Source organism: Ramlibacter sp., from assembly GCF_036383835.1.
Taxonomy (GTDB): Bacteria; Pseudomonadota; Gammaproteobacteria; order Burkholderiales; family Burkholderiaceae_C; genus Ramlibacter.
In genome coordinates, this window is sequence record NZ_DASVNN010000096.1 from 1 (window position 1) to 17379 (window position 17379).

Consider the following 17379-nt stretch of genomic DNA (forward strand, 5'->3'; position numbering starts at 1 on the left):
GATCTCGTAGCGCAGCTGGCCCGCGGCCTCCTGGGCCGAGTCGAGCGCGACTTCGTCGGTGATGCGCATGCCGTGCGAGTAGCGCGCGGCGTGGCCCTTGGCCTTGAGCTGCTCGTTCACCTGCGGCCGGAAGCCGTGCACCAGCACCACCTTGACGCCCATGCTCTGGATCAGTGCGAGGTCCTGCGCGATGTGCTGCAGCTTGCCGGCGGCGACCGCCTCGCCCGCCATGCCCACCACGAAGGTCTTGCCCCGGTGCATGTGGATGTACGGCGCCACCGAGCGGAACCAGGGCACGAAGGTGAAGTTGAAGATCGCGGACATTCGGCGGCGGCAGGGGCGCGGCGAGGCGCCGTGAGGACTCGACGCGACAGTGTAAGGGAACCCCTTGGGCCGGGCCCCGGCCGTTTGCGTTATCGTGCGCGCCATGGATCCGATCGCCGCCGGGTTCTGGGGGGCCTTCTTCGGGACCGCGGCCCTCATGCTGGCCGTCTCCCTCGCCGCTTTCCTCCGTTCCCGCCGCAGCGTCGCGCTGATCGCGGGCCTGTCCGCCGTCGTCCCGGCCACTTTCGTCATCGCCTTCCTGGGCTGGCTGCCGCCGGAGGAGGGCGCCGACGGCGCGCGCCTGCTCGCGCACGTCGCCATGTTCGCGACGGTGGTGCTGTCGCCGATGCTGCTGTCCCTGCTGGGCGTCCTGCGCGGCAAGGAACTGCTGCTGCGCTTCGTCGTGCCCGTGGTGGTGCTGGCCGCGAGCGTGATCGGGATCGGCTGGGTGCTGGAGCCGGTGCAGGCGCTGCTCGTGAGCTGGATCGCAAGCCTGTGCATGGGGGCGTTGATGCTGATCGTCTCCCTGCGGGCGGCGGCCGAGGGCAATCGCGTCGGCAAGTCCACGGTGGCGGGCATGGGCCTGTTGCTGCTGGCGCAGGGGGGCCTCAGCTGGCTCGCCCTCGACCGCAACGCGGCCTGGCCCGTGCACGCCTTCACCGCCCTCGCGGGGATGGGCTTCCTGACCGTGATGGGCGCCGCCACCTGGGCGCGCTATTCCTACCTGCTGGAGCTCGCCGAAGTGATGGCGCAGGGGCCCAGCTACGACCCCGTGACCCGCATGCGCTCGCACAGCGAGACCGGGCAGATGGTGGGCGACATCTTCTTCCACCGCGATGCCGAGGCGCGGCCGGTCGGCGTGCTGGCGGTGTGCATCGCCAACCTCTATGCGCTGGAGAACCTGCACGGCCGCGCCGCCTTCAACCATGCGCTGTTCGTCTGCGCCGGCCGCCTGCGCCGCTGCGTCCCGCAGACGGTCGACATGGGGCGGCTCGGCGACGACGGCTTCCTGCTGCTGACCCGCAGCATGGAGGACCTGCGCGCCCTGGGCCAGCTGGCGCGCCAGATCCACGAACGCCTCTCGCGCCCGGTGTCCCTGAGCACCGGCCGCGAACCCGGCCGCTTCGGCGCGGCGGGCACCACCTGGGCGGCCGACGTGGGGGTGGGCCTGCTGGCGACCAGCACCCGGACGCGTCCCGCCCAGGCCGTGTCGACGGTCCGGGCCATGGCGCGCACCGCCTGGAGCTACCCCTCGCGGGTCGCCTTCTTCGACGCCGAAGCCGGCCAGATCGCCGAACTGCCCCAGGAAGATCCGCCCCTGCTGGTGGCATAAACGCCTGGCCTGCTGGCGGGCAGCCCGGCGGTTTGTTATCGTCGGCGGATGGACGTGGTGGCCGCGGGCTTCTGGGGAGCCTTTTTCTGCACGGCGACGCTGATGCTGGTGATCTCGCTCGCCGCATTCGCGCGCTCGCACCGCCGTGTCGCCCTCATGGCGGGCGTGACCTCCGTGGTGTCCGCCGCTTTCGTCGTCGCCTACCTGGGGTGGCTGCCGCTGCACGACGTCGGCGTGGAGGCGCGCGTGCTGGCGCACGTGGCGATCGCCACCGCCGTGTGCCTCGCCCTGATGCTGATGTCGACGCTCGGCATGCTGCGCCAGCGGGCCGTCGGCGGCCGGGCGATGGCGCTGCTGGTCGCCTCGGGGCTGCTGGTGCTGGCCGCCGGCTGGATGCTGGAGGCGCCGGCGGCCCTGGTGCTCAGCTCCGTCACGGCGTTCGCGATCGGCGCGGGGATGCTGCTGGTGACGATCCGCGGCGCCCTGCGCGGCGATCGCGCAGGGTGGGTCGCCGTCGCCGGCATCGTGTGCATGCTCGTCGCGCTCGCCGGCCTCAGCTGGATCGCCATGAACCGCACCACGGCGTGGCCGGTGCACGCGCTCAGCGCGACGGCGGGCGTGGTCTACCTGTGCGTCATCGCGGTGGTGCTGTGGGCGCGCTATTCCTACCTGCTGGAACTGTCGGAGGTGCTGGCGCACGGTCCCAGCTACGACCCGGTGACGCGCATGCGCTCGCACAGCGAGACCGGGCAGATGGTCGGCGACATCTTCTTCCATCGCGATGCGGAAGCGCGGCCGATCGGCGTGATCGCGATCTGCATCGCCAACCTGTACGCGCTGGAGAACCTGCATGGCCGGGCGGCGTTCAACCACGCGCTGTTCATCTGCGCGAGCCGCCTGCGGCGCACGGTGCCTCAGTACGTGGAAATGGGGCGCCTGTCCGAGGATGGCTTCCTGCTGCTCGTGCCCAACGCGGGCGACCTGCAGCGCGTCGCGCAGCTGGCGCAGCAGATCCGCAACCGCATGGTGCGGCCGGTGTCGCTCAGCGTGAGCCGCGATCCCGCCGGGCTGGAGGCGGCCCGGACGGTCTGGGAAGCGGAGATCGGCATCGGCGTGCTGGTGACCAACACGCAGGTGCGCCCGGCGCAGGCGATCTCGACGGCGCGGGCCATGGCCCGCACCGCCTGGACCTACGGCAGCCGCCTGGCCTTCTTCGACCAGGACGCGGGGCAGATCGCCGAGCTGCAGACGGACTGGGCCGACCTGGCCGCCTGGGCAGCCTGAGCGCGCGGCGTCGGATAATCACGGCCTTTCGAGCCGTGCCGCCTTGCCTTCCCCGTTGAACATCACCTTTCCCGAGAACCTCCCCGTCTCCGCCCGGCGCGAGGAGATCATGGCCGCGATGGCCGCCCACCAGGTGGTGATCGTCTGCGGCGAGACCGGCTCCGGCAAGACCACGCAGCTGCCCAAGATCGCCCTGGCGATGGGGCGCGGCAAGCTCAATGCCCCGGACGGGAAGGGCCGCCTGATTGGCCACACGCAGCCGCGCCGGATCGCCGCGTCCAGCGTGGCCAAGCGCATCGCGCAGGAGCTGCAGACGCCGCTGGGCGAGGTGGTCGGCTTCAAGGTTCGCTTCCAGGACCGGCTCGCGCGCGATGCCTCGGTGAAGCTCATGACCGACGGCATCCTGCTGGCCGAGACCCAGTCGGACCCGCTGCTGAAGGCCTACGACACGATCATCATCGACGAGGCGCACGAGCGCAGCCTCAACATCGACTTCCTGCTCGGATACCTGCGCCAGCTGCTGCCGCGCCGGCCGGACCTGAAGGTGGTGGTGACCTCGGCGACGATCGACGCCGAGCGTTTCGCGCAGCACTTCGCATCCAAGCAGGGGCCGGCGCCGGTGATTTACGTGTCGGGCCGCACCTTTCCGGTGGAGCATCGCTGGCGGCCCTTCGAGGAATCGCGCGACTTCGACCTGAACGACGCGATCGCCGACGGGGTCGACGAGCTGTGGCGGGGCAATGCGCCGGGAGACATCCTGGTGTTCCTGCCGGGCGAGCGCGAGATCCGCGAGGCGGCGGACCACCTGCGCAAGCACCTATCGCACGACCCGCTCACGCGCAACGCCGAAGTGCTGCCGCTGTTCGCGCGCCTGTCGCAGGCGGAGCAGGACCGCGTGTTCGACAGCCACGGCGGACGGCGCATCGTGCTGGCCACCAACGTGGCCGAGACCTCGCTGACCGTGCCCGGCATCCGCTACGTGATCGACACCGGCACCGCGCGCGTGAAGCGCTACAGCTTCCGCAGCAAGGTGGAACAGCTGCTCGTCGAGTCCGTGAGCCAGGCGGCGGCCAACCAGCGCGCGGGCCGCTGCGGCCGCGTGGCCAACGGCATCTGCATCCGCCTCTACGACGAGCAGGATTTCGCCGCGCGCCCGCGCTTCACCGATCCGGAGATCCTGCGGTCCTCGCTGGCCGGCGTGATCCTGCGCATGAAGTCGCTGCACCTCGGGGGGGTGGAGGATTTCCCCTTCATCGACGCGCCGGCGCGGCGCGCGATCGCCGACGGCTACGACTTGCTCAACGAACTGGGCGCGGTGGGCGACGACAACGAGCTCACGCCCATGGGCGGCGAGCTCGCAAGGCTGCCGCTCGACCCGCGCGTGGGCCGCATGATCCTGGAAGCGCGCCAGCGCGGCGCGCTGCAGGAAGTGCTGGTGATCGCCTCGGCGCTCTCGCTGCAGGACGTGCGCGACCGGCCGCTGGAACTGCAGGCGCAGGCCGACCAGAAGCACGCGCAGTTCGACGACGAGAAGAGCGAGTTCTCCGGCTACCTGAAGCTGTGGCAGTGGCTCGACGAATCGCGCGGCGGCCACGGCAAGGAGCACAAGCTCTCGAACCGGCAGTACGAGCAGCTGCTGCGGCAGAACTTCATCAACGTGCGCCGGGTGCGCGAATGGCGCGACGTGCACAGCCAGCTGCTGACGGTGGTCACGGAGCACAAATGGCGCCTGAACGAGCAGCCGGCCAGCTACGAGCAGCTGCACAAGATGATGCTGTCGGGCCTGCTGGGCAACATCGGCTTCAAGCTGGAAGAGGATCCGGCCTACCTCGGGGCGCGCGGCATCAAGTTCCATCCGCATCCCGGCGCCCACCTGAGGAAGCGGCCGGGACGCTGGATCGTCAGCGCGGAACTGGTGGAGACCACCCGCCTGTTCGGCCGCGGCATCGCCAACATCGACCCGCAGTGGGTGGAGGAGGTCGCCGGCCACCTGCTGAAGAAGCAGCTGCTCGATCCGCACTGGGAGAAGAAGGCGGCGGAGGTGGTGGCGCTGGAGCGGGCCACGCTGTACGGCCTCGTGATCTACAGCGGCCGGCGCGTGCCGTTCGCGCGCGCCGACCTGCAGGGCGCGCGCGAGATCTTCCTGCGCGAAGGTCTCGTGGAAGGCGAATGGGAGACGCGGCTGCCGTTCCTGGGCGCCAACCAGAAGCTGGTCAAGCAGGTCGAGGAGCTGGAACACAAGTCGCGCCGGCAGGACGTGCTGGTGGACGAGGAACTGATCTACGCCTTCTACGACCAGCAGGTGCCCAAGGACGTGTACAGCGGCCACACCTTCGAGGGCTGGTACCGCGAGGCGAGCCGGGCGAAACCGGACCTGCTGAAGCTCACGCGCGAGGAGCTGATGCGGCACGAGGCGGCCGGCATCACCAGTAATGCCTTCCCGAAGATCGTCAAGCTGGGGGGCGTGGACTGCGCCGCGGCCTACCTGCACGAGCCGGGGGATCCGCGCGACGGCCTGACGGTCACGGTGCCGCTGTTCGTCCTGAACCAGGTGAACGAGGACCGCGCCGAGTGGCTGGTGCCGGGCATGCTGAAGGACAAGATCCAGGCCTTGCTCAAGAGCCTGCCGCAAAAGCCCCGCTCGCGCTTCGTGCCGCTGCCCGAATCGGCCGCGCGCATCGCCGGCGAGCTGACCACGCCGGAGCGCTTCGCGCACGGCAGCCTCACGGACGTCCTGCTGAAACAGGTGCGCGACGAGACCAGCCTCGACGTGAAGCGCACGGACTTCAAGCTGGACATGGTGCCCGCGCACCTGTTCATGAACCTGCGCGTGGTCGACGAGCATGGCCGCCAGCTGGGGATCGGCCGCAACCTGGGTGCGCTGAAGGCGGAGCTCGGGGCGAAGGCGCGAGGGGCGTTCCAGGCGCTGGCGGGTCTCAAGGTTGCCTCTTCTCCCTCCCCCTCCGGGGGAGGGCAGGGTGGGGGCGCTCCGGCGCCGGCGCAAGATCGCAGCTCGCAGCGCCCCCCTCCCAACCTCACCCCGGAGGGGGGAGGAGACAAGAAACACACCGCGTGGTCTTTCGGCGAGCTCCCCGAACTCATGGAGGTCCGCAAGGGCGGCACCAGCCTGGTCGGCTTCCCGGCGCTGATCGACAAGGGCGACGCGGTCGCGATCGAGGTGTTCGACGAGCCCGAGGTCGCCGCGTCGAAGCACCGCGCCGGCCTGCGGCGCCTGTTCGCGCTGCAGCTGCGCGATGCGCTGAAGTACCTCGAAAAGAACATCCCCGACCTGCAGAAGATGGCGGTGGCGTACATGCCATTGGGTACGCTGGAGGAGCTGCGCGAGCAGGTCATCGAAGTGGCGCTGGACCGTGCCTTCCTGCTCGATCCGCTGCCGGCGAACGCGGCCGGCTTCCAGCGCCGGCTGGACGAGGGCCGTGGCCGCCTCACGCTGATCGCCAACGAGGTCGCGCGGCTGGCGGGCACGATCCTCGTCGAGTACGCGGCTGCCGCCCGCAAGATCAAGGAAACGAAGATCCAGCCCGATGCCAGCGCCGATGCGGCGCAGCAGCTGCAGCGGCTGCTCCCGAAGCGGTTCCTGTCGTCGACGCCGTGGACGCGCCTGCAGCATCTTCCGCGCTACCTCAAGGGCATCGTGCTGCGTCTCGACAAGCTGCGCGCCGATCCGGCACGCGACTCCGCGCGCCTGGCCGAACTCAGGCCGCAGGAGCAGCGCTACTGGCGCCTCGTGTCCGAACGCAAGGGCGCCACCGACGAGCGCATGGAGGATTTCCGCTGGCTGCTGGAGGAGCTGCGCATCAGTTTCTTCGCCCAGGAACTGCGCACGCCGCAGCCGGTCAGTGTGAAGCGGCTCGACAAGGTCTGGGGCCAGCTGCAAAGCTGACGGCTTTGCAAGCCGATACGTTCGACTGCGGTAGAAAGCCGGATGCCGGTCCGGCCTACCCGGGCTAAGGTGACCGGAGCAAGAGGTGTGCAGATGGATCGACGCAGTTTCCTGGGATCCTGCTCGGCGGGTGCCGCAGGCCTGACCGCCGCCGGGGGCTTTCAGGACGCCTGGGCCGCCACTGCCAGGCCGAAGGAATATCCGCGCGCCCTGCTGGTCGACGAGCGCGGGGAGCCGCTGAAAGCGTCCGGGCTGAAGCCGCAGCTGAACTACGTCTTCCACTACCCCTTCGAAGCCACCCCCGTTTTCCTGCTCGATCTCGGCCGGCCGGTCGCCGCGTACTCCGTGAGCACGCAGGATCGCAGCGCCTACAGCTGGCCCGGAGGGGTGGGGCGCAACCGCAGCATCGTCGCCTTCTCGGCGATCTGCGCCCACCAGCTCGTGTATCCGACCAAGGACGTGAGCTTCATCAGCTTCCGCAAGACGCGCGCGCAACGCGGCGTGCAGGACGGACTGATCCACTGCTGCGCGGAACACAGCCAGTACGACCCGGCGCGGGGCGCCGAGGTGCTGTCGGGACCGGCCAAGCAGCCCCTGTGCGCCGTGCTGCTGGAGCACGAGCCGAAGGCCGACACGCTCACCGCCCACGCGACGCTCGGGGGCGAACTGTTCGACCAGTTCTTCCGCAAATACGAGATGAAGCTCAGCCTGGACGTCGGGCCGAACGCGAAGAATGCGGTGGCGGGGCAGAGCGTCGTGCGGGAGCTGACGAGGTTCTGCAAGAACCCCGTTCAGTGTTGATCGCGTCATTCCCGCGAAGGCGGGAATCCGGGGCTCCCGAATGAAAAAGGCCGCCACCTGGCGGCCTTGCTTCCATGCGCTGGGTCCCCGCCTCCGCGGGGATGACGGTTCAGAGCTTCGCCAGGCGCTCCAGCGCCATGCGCAGCGTCTCGTCCTTCTTCGCGAAGCAGAACCGCACCACCCGCTGGTCGAACCCGTTGCCGTAGAACGCCGACAGCGGGATCGCCGCGACGCCGAGCTCGGTGGTGAGCCACTTGCAGAAGTCGTCTTCCTTCAGGTCGCTGACCCTGGAGATCTCGACGCACTGGAAGTAGGTGCCTTCGCTGGGCAGCAGCTTGAAACGCGTGCGCGCCAGGCCTTCGCGGAACAGGTCGCGCTTGCGCTGGTAGAAGGCGGGCAGCTGCAGGTAGGGCTCGGGCGACGCCATGTAGCTCGCCAGGCCGAACTGCATCGGCGTGTTCACGGTGAACACGTTGAACTGGTGCACCTTGCGGAATTCGGCCGTCAGCGGCGCCGGCGCGGCGACGTAGCCGACCTTCCAGCCGGTGACGTGGTAGGTCTTGCCGAAGCTGGAGACGATGACCGAGCGCGCGGCCAGGCCCGGGAAGCGCGCCGCGCTCTGGTGCAGCTGGCCGTCGAACACCATGTGCTCGTAGACCTCGTCGCTGATCACGAAGACGTCGGTCGGCGCCAGCAGGTCCTGCAGCTGCAGCATCTCCTCGCGGGTCCACACCGTGCCGCTCGGGTTGTGCGGAGAGTTGATCATGATCGCGCGCGTGCGCGACGAAAGGGCGGCGGAGATCCTGGCGAAGTCGGGGCGGAAGGTGCCGGGCGTGAGCGGCACGCGCACCACCTTGCCTCCGGCCAGCTCGATGTTGGGCACGTAGCTGTCGTAGCAGGGCTCCAGCACGATCACTTCGTCGCCCGGCTTCACGAGGGCCAGCACCGCGGTGATGATGGCCTGGGTGGCGCCGGCGGTGATGGTGATCTCCGTGGCGGGGTCGTACTTGCGGCCGTAGAGCGCCTCGATCTTGGAAGCGACCGCCTCGCGCAGCACCGGGATGCCCGTCATGGGCGGGTACTGGTTGAGGCCCTTGCGCATGGCCTCGTCCACCGCGTCGACCAGCTTGGGGTCGCATTCGAAATCGGGGAAGCCCTGGCCCAGGTTGACCGCGCCCTTTTCGGTCGCGAGGGCGGACATCACGGTGAAGATGGTCGTCCCCATCGTGGGGAACTTGGTCTGGAGGGGCGGGGTGCGTTCGGACATCGGCATGGTCAGAGATCGTAATCGTGGCCGTGGCCGCTCATGGCCTTGGCGATGAGGTTGCGGTCCAGGCGGTCGGAAAGCAGTTCGGCGAAGCGGTAGACGAAGTTTCGCAGGTAGGCGCCGCGCTTGAACGCCACCCGCGCGACGTTCTGCCCGAACAGCTGTCCCAGCGGCCGCACGGCGAGGTCGTCGTTGTTGCCCGCGTCCTCGCGCACCGCCATCTCGGCGACGATGCCGACGCCCAGGCCCAGGCGCACGTAGGTCTTGATCACGTCGGAGTCGATCGCTTCCAGCGCGATCCGCGGCTGCAGCTTCTTCTGCGCGAAGGCGGCGTCGATGCGGGTGCGGCCGGTGAAGGAAGGGTGGTAGGTCACCAGCGGCTCGGCCGCGATGTCTTCCAGGTTCACCCGCTCCTTCTTGGCCAGGGGGTGCGACACCGGGAGCACCAGCACGTGCTGCCACTCGTAGCAGGGAAGGGTCACGATGTCGGGGTAGTCGGACAGCGACTCGGTCGCAATGCCGATCTCGGCGACCTCGTCGAGGACCATGCGCGCGACCTGGTCGGGCGAGCCCTGGTGCAGGCTGACCGACACCTTGGGATAGAGCTCTCGCAGCTTGGCCACCGGCAGCGGGAGCACGTAGCGGGCCTGCGTGTGGGTGGTGGCGATGGAGAGCGTCCCGCTGTCCTGGGCGCTGAACTGTTCGCCGATGCGCTTGAGGTTGCCGACCTCTCGCATGATGAGTTCGATGCTCTTGAGCACGTGCTGGCCGGGTTCGGTCACCCGCTTCAGCCGCTTGCCATGCCGGGCGAAGATCTCCACGCCCAGCTCGTCCTCCAGCTCGATGATGGCTTTCGACACGCCCGGCTGGGAGGTGTGGAGCGCCTTCGCCGCTTCCGTCAGGTTCAGGTTGCGCCGCACCGCCTCCTGGACGAAGCGAAACTGATGCAGATTCATACCGAATTTCTTCTAAGAGAGAAATTCATTATGCCTTGTGTCTTTATTCCAGGGCAATCTTTGCGATCAGTTCCACGACCCGACCGTCCTCGCCGACGGGCTTCTGCAGGACGAAAGCCACACGGGGATGCTCCGCTTCCAGCGCCCGCACCAACACCGGCAAATCCTCGCGCGCGTGGCGGCCGGTGCCCAGGAACATCGGCACGACGGTCACGTGATCGGCGCCGAGGCCGGCCAGTTCCCGTGCGGCGGTGGGCAGGTCGGGCGCATCGAGTTCGAGATAGGCGCAGCGCACGGGCGTGCCCGGCTGCATGGCGCGCAGGCGGGCGGCGACAGTTTCCATCGGGAGTCGCCACAGCGGATCCCGCGAGCCGTGGCCGAACAGGACGATGGCCTTGCCCATCAGCGGCGCAAGACCAGCCAGCTGAAGGCGGCCAGCGAGATCACCATGTAGATCAGGCCCGGCGAGCCGGCGGCCACCCAGGGCAGCCAGTTCTGCAGGTTGCCGATGTAGCCGAACACGTTGTTCAGCAGGAAGAAGCTGATGCCGATCAGCACGCCGCCGAACACGTAGCTGGTGATCCCGCCGGAGCGGAAATGGAGATAGGCGAAGGGCAGGGCCAGCACCACCATCACCAGGCAGGAGAGCGGGTAGAACACCTTGCGCCAGAACTCGATCTCGTAGCGCTGCGAGGTCTGCGCGTTCGCCTCGAGGTGGCGGATGTACTGGAACAGCGCGATGGTGCTCATGCGGTCCGGCTTGAGCAGGGCCACCGACACCATCTCCTGCGTGATCTCCGTCGGCCAGCGCATGGCGGGCAGCTTCAGGTGTTCCACGCGCGTGGCCTTGCCGTCGCCGCTGTTGAACTCCTGCCGGTCGACGTCCTGCAGCAGCCAGCCGGCATCGCTGAAGGTCCCGCGCGCCGCCTGGGTGATCGACACCATGTAGCCGCGCGAGTCGGCCTCGAAGATCCGCACGCTTTGCATCTGGCCCTCGGAGGTGAGCCGCCTGACGTTGACGTTGAAGGAGGAATAGCGCTGCCGTTCCTTGAGCCACGCGCCGGTGGTGCCCACCGACAGGCCGCCGGACATGCGCGCCTTGAGCAGCTGGCCGGTGCGGTCGCTGAGCGGGGCCAGGTAGTCGCCGGCGGCGAAGGTCAGGATCGTGAAGCCGAGGCCCAGGAGCAGCAGCGTGCGCAGCGCCCGCCAGGGGCCGAGGCCGCTGGTGCGCAGGATCGTGTACTCGGAGCTCTGGGCGAAGCGCGCCATCACGAAGATGGTGCCGATCAGCACGGCGATGGGCAGCAGTTCGTAGAGGTGGTTCGGCAGGCGCAGGGCGACGAAGACCAGTGCCTGCGTCATCCGGTACGGCTCGATGCCGCGCCCGAGGTTCGACAGTTCCTCGACGAAGTCGAAGAAGAAGAACAGGGCCAGGAAGCCGACGCTCACGAAGGCGACGGACTGCACCACCTCCACGTAGATCAGGCGGCGGATCGTCTTCATGCCTTGCGTTCCCGCAGGCGGCGCATCACCGGCGCGACGCTCCAGTTGTTGTGCTGCTTGGACAGCCAGAGCACCGCGAAGAGGAAGGTGCCGCCATGCAGCAGCAGCAGGAAGCCGAAGAAGCCGGCGACCTCGCGCGCGATCCAGCTCTGGCCGAGGTTCAGCAGGTTGAAGTACACGACGAAGGAGAACAGCGCGAACACCAGGTTGCCGCTGCGGCCCACGCGCGGGTTCACGCTGGACACGGTGACGGCCAGCAGCACGAAATTGACGGCGGCCAGGGCGAGGCCGAGGCGCCAGGCCAGTTCCGCCCGGTTGGTGGGCGTCCAGTCGAAGATCAGCGAGAGCGTCGAGCGCGCCTTCGACGGTCCCTCGCTGCCGGGAAGGATGCCTTCGTCCTTCACGCGCGTGCCGTGCTGCTCGAACTCGCTGATGCGCAGGCCCTCGCCCTTGAGCGATTGCTCCAGCCGCTGGCCGTTGGACAGCAGCAGGAACTGGCTGTCGCCGATGGTCTCGATGTGCCCGCTGCGGGCGGACGTCACCGTCTCGCGGTCGCGCTCCATGGTGGAAATGAAGATGTTGCGGCCGGACTTGTTGTCCGGCGTGTCCTTGTCCAGGAAGAACACGCGCCGGCCGCTGGCCGACTCCTGGAACTGGCCGGGCGCGACCCGCTCGAGGTCGCCGCGGCGGCCATAGCGCTCCTTCAGTTCCTGCGTCTGCTGGTTGGCCCAGGGCCAGACCACGAGGGCGAGCAGGGCGATCACCACCAGCACCGGCCAGGCGAACTTGAACAGGGGCTTGACCAGGGCCGACAGGCCGCGGCCGGCGGAGAACCAGATCACCATCTCGCTGTCGCGGTACATGCGCGACAGGGTGCCGACGATCGCGATGAACAGCGACAGCGTGAGCACGGTGGGCAGGTAGCCGAGGACGGTGTAGCCCATGACCATCATCACCTCCTCCGGGTTCACGCTGCCGCGCGAGGCCATGCTGAGCGTGCGGATGAGGGTCATGGTCACGATGATCGTGACCAGCACCACGAGCGAGGCCCCGAAACTCCGGGCCAGCTCCTTGCGAACAGTTGAATGGAATAACATCGGCGGCGCAAAGCGCGGCAAGCGCGCGGACAACAAGGGATTATGGACTTCGAACTCAAGACCCTCGATGCGGCGGGAGCGGCGCAGGAAAAGACCGACGTGCTGCTGGTCCTGGTCACCGACGGTTTCCAGGCGGGGAAGGACCCCGTTTCCCGGCTCGCCGGTGCGGCCGTCGCGGGGGGCGATCTCGAAACCAAGGCGGGCAAGCTGCTGCAGGCCTACCGCAGCGAGGGCATCGCCGCCCCGCGCGTGCTGCTGGCGGGCGCCGGCGACGGCTCCGGCAAGAAGGTGCAGCAGGCCGTGCAGGCCGCCGCCGGCGTGCTGCGCTCCTCCAAGGCCCGCAAGCTGACCATCCTGCTGCCGAAGGGCGCGGGCGCGGACGTCGTGCGTGCCGCCGTCTGCGGCACCGCCGACAGCAGCTACGTCTACGTCGCGACCAAGTCCAAGCCCGAAGGGCGCGAACTGAAGAAGGTCGTGATCGCCGTGGCCGATGCGGGAGCGCAGCGCGAAGCCTTCGCGCGGGCCAAGGCCGCCGCCGTCGGCATCGAGTTCGCGCGTGAGCTGGGCAACCTGCCGCCCAACTACGCCACGCCCTCCCGCCTGGGCGAGGAGGCGACCCGGCTGGCCAAGGCGCACCGGCTGCAGGTGGAGGTGCTCGGGCCCAAGGAGGTCGCGCGCATCGGCATGGGCTCCTTCATGAGCGTGGCCAAGGGGTCCGCCGAGCCGCTGCGCTTCATCACGCTGCGCTACGAGGGCGCGGCCAAGGGCGAGGCGCCGGTCGTGCTGGTGGGCAAGGGCATCACCTTCGACACCGGCGGCATCTCGATCAAGCCTTCGGCCGAGATGGACGAGATGAAGTTCGACATGGGCGGGGCGGCCAGCGTGCTGGGCACCTTCCGCGCGCTGGCCGAACTGAAGCCGCGCATCAACGTCGTGGGCCTGATCCCGGCCTGCGAGAACATGCCCGACGGCGCCTCGTACAAGCCCGGCGACATCCTCACGACGCTCAGCGGCCAGACCGTGGAGGTGCTCAATACGGACGCCGAAGGCCGGCTGATCCTGTGCGACGCGCTGACCTATGCCGAGCGCTTCAAGCCGCGCGCGGTGATCGACATCGCGACGCTCACCGGCGCCTGCGTGATCGCCCTGGGCGGCATCCGCAGCGGCCTGTTCGCCACCGACGACGATCTCGCGCAGCAGCTGCTCGCGGCGGGCGATGCGGCCCTCGATCCGTGCTGGCGCCTGCCGCTGGACGAGGAATATGCCGAAGGCCTGAAGACCAACTTCGCCGACGTCGCGAACGTCGCCGGCCGCGCCGGCGGCGCGGTGGTCGCGGCCAAGTTCCTGCATCGCTTCACGCAGAACTATCCCTGGGCGCACCTGGACATCGCCGGAACGGCCTGGAAGGGGGGCGCCCAGAAGGGTGCCACCGGCCGTCCCGTCGGACTGCTGCTCGAATACCTGCTGGCGCAGGTGGGCACGGCACCGGCCGCGGGCAAGCGCGCCGCGGGCAAGAAGGCCGCGGCGAAATCCAGGGGCCGTGCGGCCGCCTGATGCCGGGACCATGACGGAAGTCGCCTTCCACTTCAACGTGCCGGAGAAGCTGGCGTATGCCTGCCGGCTCCTGCGCAAGGCGGCGGCCACCGGCGCGCGCATCGTGGTCACGGGCGAGCCCGGGCTGTTGCGCTCGCTCGACACCGAGCTCTGGACCTTCTCCACGGTGGAATTCATCCCGCATTGCCACCTGGACTCGGCCGAGCCGCAGGTGCTGGCCGCCTCGCCGGTGGTGCTGGCCGATTCGCCGCGCGGCGCGCCGCACCAGGAGGTGCTGGTCAACCTCGGGACTGCCGTTCCCGAGGGCTTCGAGCGTTTCGAGCGCCTCATCGAGGTGGTGACGCAGGACGACGACGACCGCCTGCGCGCCCGCGCGCGATGGAAGCATTACGCCGATCGCGGCTACCAGATCGTGCGGCACGACCTCGCCTCGAAGGAGGCGCGCTGATGGCCGGCAAGACGCCTCCGCGCTACGTGCCCACCCTCACGGAAGTGGTGCATTCGGGTCCCGTGCCGCTGGCGCCCGCTCCCGGCGTCTCGCAGGAGCAATTGGTGCAGCGGGTCCTGCAGCGCGTCGAACTGGTGCTCGACCGGCGCGTGCGCGAGACCCTCGCCACCGCGATCCTGGAGCAGACCAGCCAGCTGATGCCGCTGGTGCACGAACGCCTCGAAGGCCTCGTGCGCCAGCTGGTCGCCGAAGCCATCGCCGAAGAAATGGGCACGCGCGGGCCGCGCGGCGGGTGACGCGGAAGCGACGCATCCACGCCCGTTCCACGCTTCCCCTCTGGATGAGGCACGCGTTTTGCGTTAATGTGCGTCGCTTCACGAATAATCAACTCTTCTTTTACCTGGAGGTGCTATGCGGAGAGGATTGGTCCTGAGCAGCCTGATGGCTGCCGTGGTGGTGACGATGGCCGGCTGCGGCAAGAAGGAAGAGGCGCCGGCACCTGCGCCCGCTCCCGCGACGGCTCCGGCGCCCGCCGCGTCCGCCCCGACGTCCAGCGCCCCCGCCGGCGCCGAAGTGGTCAAGATCGGCCACGTCGCTCCCCTGTCCGGTGCGCAGGCGCACTACGGCAAGGACAACGAGAACGGCGTGCGGATGGCCATCGAGGAGCTCAACTCCCAGAACATCCAGATCGGCGGCAAGCCGGTGCGCTTCGAGATCCAGGCCGAAGACGACGCGGCCGACCCGAAGCAGGGCACCGCCGCCGCGCAGAAGCTGTGCGACGCCAAGGTCAACGGCGTGGTGGGCCACCTGAACTCCGGCACCACCATCCCGGCCTCCAAGGTCTACAACGACTGCGGCATCCCGCACGTCACCGGCGCCGCCACCAACCCCGCGCTGACCAAGCCCGGCTACAAGACCACCTACCGCATCATCGCGAACGACAACGCGCTGGGTGCCGCGCTGGCCCTGTACGCTTCCGACAAGCTGAAGCTGAAGAAGGTCGCGATCATCGACGACCGCACCGCTTACGGCCAGGGCGTCGCCGAGGTGTTCAAGAACACCGCCAAGTCCAAGGGCATGACGGTGGTGGACGAGCAGTTCACCAACGACAAGGCCACGGACTTCATGTCCATCCTGACGGCCATCAAGGCCAAGGGCCCCGACGCCATCTTCTACGGCGGCATGGACCCGCAGGCCGGCCCGATGCTGCGCCAGATGGACCAGCTGGGCATGACCAACGTCAAGTACTTCGGCGGCGACGGCATCTGCACCTCCGAGATCATCAAGCTCGCCTCGGGCGCCAAGTCCCTGGAGAACGTGATCTGCGCCGAAGGCGGCGCCTCGCTGGGCAAGATGCCCGGCGGCACGGCCTGGAAGCAGAAGTACGACGCCAAGTACCCGAACCAGTTCCAGGTGTACAGCCCGTACACCTACGACGCCACGTTCGTGCTGGTCGACGCGATGAAGCGCGCGAACTCCACCGACCCGAAGGTCTACACCGCGAAGCTGGGCGAGGCCAACTACCAGGGCGTGACGGCGAACATCGCGTTCGAGCCGAACGGCGAACTGAAGAACGCCGCGACCACCCTGTACACCTACAAGGGTGCCAAGAAGGCTCCGCTGGAGTGATCCCGCGCGGCGGGAGCGATTCCGCATGCTCGACGAGGGCCGCCGCGAGGCGGCCCTTTTTTGTGGAGGAGACCATGCATCGTGCCCATCGGGCTTCGATCGTCCTCGTCCTGGCGGGCTTCGGGCTGTGCGGTTGCGCCGTCGATCGCGGGGCCGTCATGATCCGCGCGGACGGCGTCCCGTATCCCGGTGACCACGTCACGGCGCCGGAGCGGCTGGGCGCCGGAAACGTCGACCAGTACGGGTCCGGGGCGTACAACCGCTGGGGCGCCGGCTACGACCAGGGCGTGCACGCGTCCGATCGCAAGCTCGCGCCGCGCGCGCAGCCGTGATCGGCAGGATGCAGGTTGTGCGCTGCAGCCCGGGCGGCTAGGCTCGCGGAACAGCCCATGCGCAACTTCCTGTCCTTCCTCTTCGCGCTGCTCGCCGCGGCGACTGCAGCGGCGCAGGCTTCCGGCAGCGGCTTCTTCGTCTCGGAGCAGGGCCACATCGCCACCAGCTACCACGTGGTGGAGAACGCGCTGGAGATCACGGCGGTCACGATGAAGGGCGAGCGGCTCGCGGCGACGCTGGTGCGCAGCGACAAGGAAAAGGATCTCGCGATCCTGCGCGTCGCGACCCGGCCGGCGGCGGTGCTCGCGATCCGGGCCTCCGCGGGCATCCGCCGGGGCGAGCGCGTCTACGCGCTGGGCTTTCCGCAGACGCTGATCCAGGGCGAGGAAGTGAAGGTCACCGATGGGCTGGTCAGCAGCCTGAGCGGCATGCGCGACAACCCGCTGATGTTCCAGATCACCAACCCGATCCAGCCCGGCAACTCCGGCGGGCCGCTGATCACCGACGAGGGCCAGGTGGTCGGCGTCGTGACCTCGACGCTCAATGCCGCGCGCGTGCTCGCGGTCACGGGCACGCTGCCGCAGAACGTGAACTACGCCATGAAGTCGGCGTACTTGCTGGAGATGCTGCAGGGATTGCCGGAAGCGAAGCTGCGGCCGGCAGCGCCGGATCCGGGCACGCGCAAGTTTGTCGACGTCCTGGCCGACGCCGAGCCGGCGGTCGTGCGCCTGTCGGTGCGCGTGGCCCGCGGCGCGTCGGCGTCGACATCGCCGGTATTGCGCACGGCGCCCACGATGCCCCTGCCGCCGTCGCGGCCGGTGCCCGCCGGCTACCAGGTGGTGCGCATCGGGCATGCCGCGCCGCTCTCCGGCCCCCAGGCGCACTACGGCCGCGACAACGACAACGGCGTGCGCATGGCCGTGGACGAGATCAACGACCACGGCAC

General features: G+C 69.0%; 15 protein-coding genes and 1 pseudogene. 10 read left to right on the forward strand and 6 right to left on the reverse strand.

Translation table 11 applies throughout. The features are described from left to right. Positions 1-324 (reverse strand): annotated as a pseudogene (locus VF522_RS16000) (N-acetylglutamate synthase); the annotation flags it as partial. Between the two features lie 103 nt (positions 325-427). Here VF522_RS16000 and VF522_RS16005 point away from each other — a divergent pair. The 4 genes from VF522_RS16005 to VF522_RS16020 all read left to right on the forward strand — a co-directional run bounded on the left by VF522_RS16005 (position 428) and on the right by VF522_RS16020 (position 7646). Beyond that, positions 428-1657, forward strand: a complete 1230-nt coding sequence (locus VF522_RS16005) for a diguanylate cyclase domain-containing protein (protein WP_330909284.1) — start codon at positions 428-430, stop codon at positions 1655-1657. Between the two features lie 48 nt (positions 1658-1705). After that, positions 1706-2941 (forward strand): GGDEF domain-containing protein, encoded by a 1236-nt coding sequence (locus VF522_RS16010; RefSeq protein WP_330909285.1) that lies wholly within the window; start codon positions 1706-1708, stop codon positions 2939-2941. Positions 2942-3050: 109 nt separating this feature from the next. Beyond that, positions 3051-6845 carry an ATP-dependent RNA helicase HrpA gene (gene hrpA / locus VF522_RS16015; protein ID WP_330909297.1) on the forward strand — a complete coding sequence of 1265 codons (3795 nt, stop codon included), beginning with the start codon at positions 3051-3053 and terminating at the stop codon, positions 6843-6845. A gap of 93 nt (positions 6846-6938) precedes the next feature. After that, positions 6939-7646 carry a (2Fe-2S)-binding protein gene (locus VF522_RS16020; protein WP_330909286.1) on the forward strand — a complete coding sequence of 236 codons (708 nt, stop codon included), beginning with the start codon at positions 6939-6941 and terminating at the stop codon, positions 7644-7646. Positions 7647-7755: 109 nt separating this feature from the next. Here the strand turns inward: VF522_RS16020 and VF522_RS16025 are convergent, their stop codons facing one another. The 5 genes from VF522_RS16025 to lptF are packed head-to-tail and all read right to left on the reverse strand — an operon-like array spanning position 7756 to position 12469. Next, on the reverse strand, positions 7756-8913 hold the full coding sequence (locus VF522_RS16025; protein ID WP_414709543.1) for a pyridoxal phosphate-dependent aminotransferase: 1158 nt from the start codon (positions 8911-8913) through the stop codon (positions 7756-7758). 8 nt (positions 8914-8921) lie between these two features. Next, complete coding sequence (locus VF522_RS16030) at positions 8922-9869, reverse strand: CysB family HTH-type transcriptional regulator (protein ID WP_330909288.1); 948 nt, start codon at positions 9867-9869, stop codon at positions 8922-8924. A 43-nt stretch (positions 9870-9912) separates the two neighbouring features. Further along, positions 9913-10272: a CbiX/SirB N-terminal domain-containing protein gene (locus VF522_RS16035; protein ID WP_330909289.1), complete on the reverse strand. Its 360-nt coding sequence runs from the start codon at positions 10270-10272 to the stop codon at positions 9913-9915. Continuing rightward, the gene (lptG, locus tag VF522_RS16040) at positions 10272-11372 is read right to left on the reverse strand and encodes an LPS export ABC transporter permease LptG (protein WP_330909290.1); all 1101 of its coding nucleotides are present in this window, start codon (positions 11370-11372) and stop codon (positions 10272-10274) included. The genes VF522_RS16035 and lptG overlap by 1 nt, the downstream gene beginning before the upstream one ends. Next, positions 11369-12469: an LPS export ABC transporter permease LptF gene (lptF, locus tag VF522_RS16045; RefSeq protein WP_330909298.1), complete on the reverse strand. Its 1101-nt coding sequence runs from the start codon at positions 12467-12469 to the stop codon at positions 11369-11371. The genes lptG and lptF overlap by 4 nt, the downstream gene beginning before the upstream one ends. Before the next feature lie 42 nt (positions 12470-12511). On the opposite strand from lptF, the gene VF522_RS16050 reads away from it, so the two are divergent. From VF522_RS16050 to VF522_RS16075, 6 genes are all read left to right on the forward strand, one after another. After that, positions 12512-14023: a leucyl aminopeptidase gene (locus VF522_RS16050; protein ID WP_330909291.1), complete on the forward strand. Its 1512-nt coding sequence runs from the start codon at positions 12512-12514 to the stop codon at positions 14021-14023. 10 nt (positions 14024-14033) lie between these two features. Beyond that, entirely contained in the window at positions 14034-14471 is a 438-nt protein-coding gene (locus VF522_RS16055) for a DNA polymerase III subunit chi (RefSeq protein WP_330909292.1), read from the forward strand. Further along, the gene (locus VF522_RS16060; protein ID WP_330909293.1) at positions 14471-14767 is read left to right on the forward strand and encodes a hypothetical protein; all 297 of its coding nucleotides are present in this window, start codon (positions 14471-14473) and stop codon (positions 14765-14767) included. Before VF522_RS16055 ends, VF522_RS16060 begins: the two co-directional genes overlap by 1 nt. 115 nt (positions 14768-14882) lie before the next feature. Beyond that, on the forward strand, positions 14883-16100 hold the full coding sequence (locus VF522_RS16065; protein ID WP_330909294.1) for a branched-chain amino acid ABC transporter substrate-binding protein: 1218 nt from the start codon (positions 14883-14885) through the stop codon (positions 16098-16100). A gap of 74 nt (positions 16101-16174) precedes the next feature. Then, the gene (locus VF522_RS16070) at positions 16175-16432 is read left to right on the forward strand and encodes a hypothetical protein (RefSeq protein WP_330909295.1); all 258 of its coding nucleotides are present in this window, start codon (positions 16175-16177) and stop codon (positions 16430-16432) included. A gap of 57 nt (positions 16433-16489) precedes the next feature. Continuing rightward, positions 16490-17379: S1C family serine protease (locus VF522_RS16075; RefSeq protein ID WP_330909296.1), on the forward strand; the 890-nt coding region annotated here is incomplete at its 3' end.

What these genes read in the sequence shown, in the direction of transcription:
- VF522_RS16005 (WP_330909284.1), top strand. Translation starts at nt 428, where the DNA reads ATGGATCCGATCGCCGCCGGGTTCTGGGGGGCCTTCTTCGGGACCGCG.
- VF522_RS16010 (WP_330909285.1), top strand. Translation starts at nt 1,706, where the DNA reads ATGGACGTGGTGGCCGCGGGCTTCTGGGGAGCCTTTTTCTGCACGGCG.
- hrpA (WP_330909297.1), top strand. Translation starts at nt 3,051, where the DNA reads ATGGCCGCGATGGCCGCCCACCAGGTGGTGATCGTCTGCGGCGAGACC.
- VF522_RS16020 (WP_330909286.1), top strand. Translation starts at nt 6,939, where the DNA reads ATGGATCGACGCAGTTTCCTGGGATCCTGCTCGGCGGGTGCCGCAGGC.
- VF522_RS16025 (WP_414709543.1), bottom strand. Translation starts at nt 8,913, where the DNA reads ATGTCCGAACGCACCCCGCCCCTCCAGACCAAGTTCCCCACGATGGGG.
- VF522_RS16030 (WP_330909288.1), bottom strand. Translation starts at nt 9,869, where the DNA reads ATGAATCTGCATCAGTTTCGCTTCGTCCAGGAGGCGGTGCGGCGCAAC.
- VF522_RS16035 (WP_330909289.1), bottom strand. Translation starts at nt 10,272, where the DNA reads ATGGGCAAGGCCATCGTCCTGTTCGGCCACGGCTCGCGGGATCCGCTG.
- lptG (WP_330909290.1), bottom strand. Translation starts at nt 11,372, where the DNA reads ATGAAGACGATCCGCCGCCTGATCTACGTGGAGGTGGTGCAGTCCGTC.
- lptF (WP_330909298.1), bottom strand. Translation starts at nt 12,469, where the DNA reads ATGTTATTCCATTCAACTGTTCGCAAGGAGCTGGCCCGGAGTTTCGGG.
- VF522_RS16050 (WP_330909291.1), top strand. Translation starts at nt 12,512, where the DNA reads ATGGACTTCGAACTCAAGACCCTCGATGCGGCGGGAGCGGCGCAGGAA.
- VF522_RS16055 (WP_330909292.1), top strand. Translation starts at nt 14,034, where the DNA reads ATGACGGAAGTCGCCTTCCACTTCAACGTGCCGGAGAAGCTGGCGTAT.
- VF522_RS16060 (WP_330909293.1), top strand. Translation starts at nt 14,471, where the DNA reads ATGGCCGGCAAGACGCCTCCGCGCTACGTGCCCACCCTCACGGAAGTG.
- VF522_RS16065 (WP_330909294.1), top strand. Translation starts at nt 14,883, where the DNA reads ATGCGGAGAGGATTGGTCCTGAGCAGCCTGATGGCTGCCGTGGTGGTG.
- VF522_RS16070 (WP_330909295.1), top strand. Translation starts at nt 16,175, where the DNA reads ATGCATCGTGCCCATCGGGCTTCGATCGTCCTCGTCCTGGCGGGCTTC.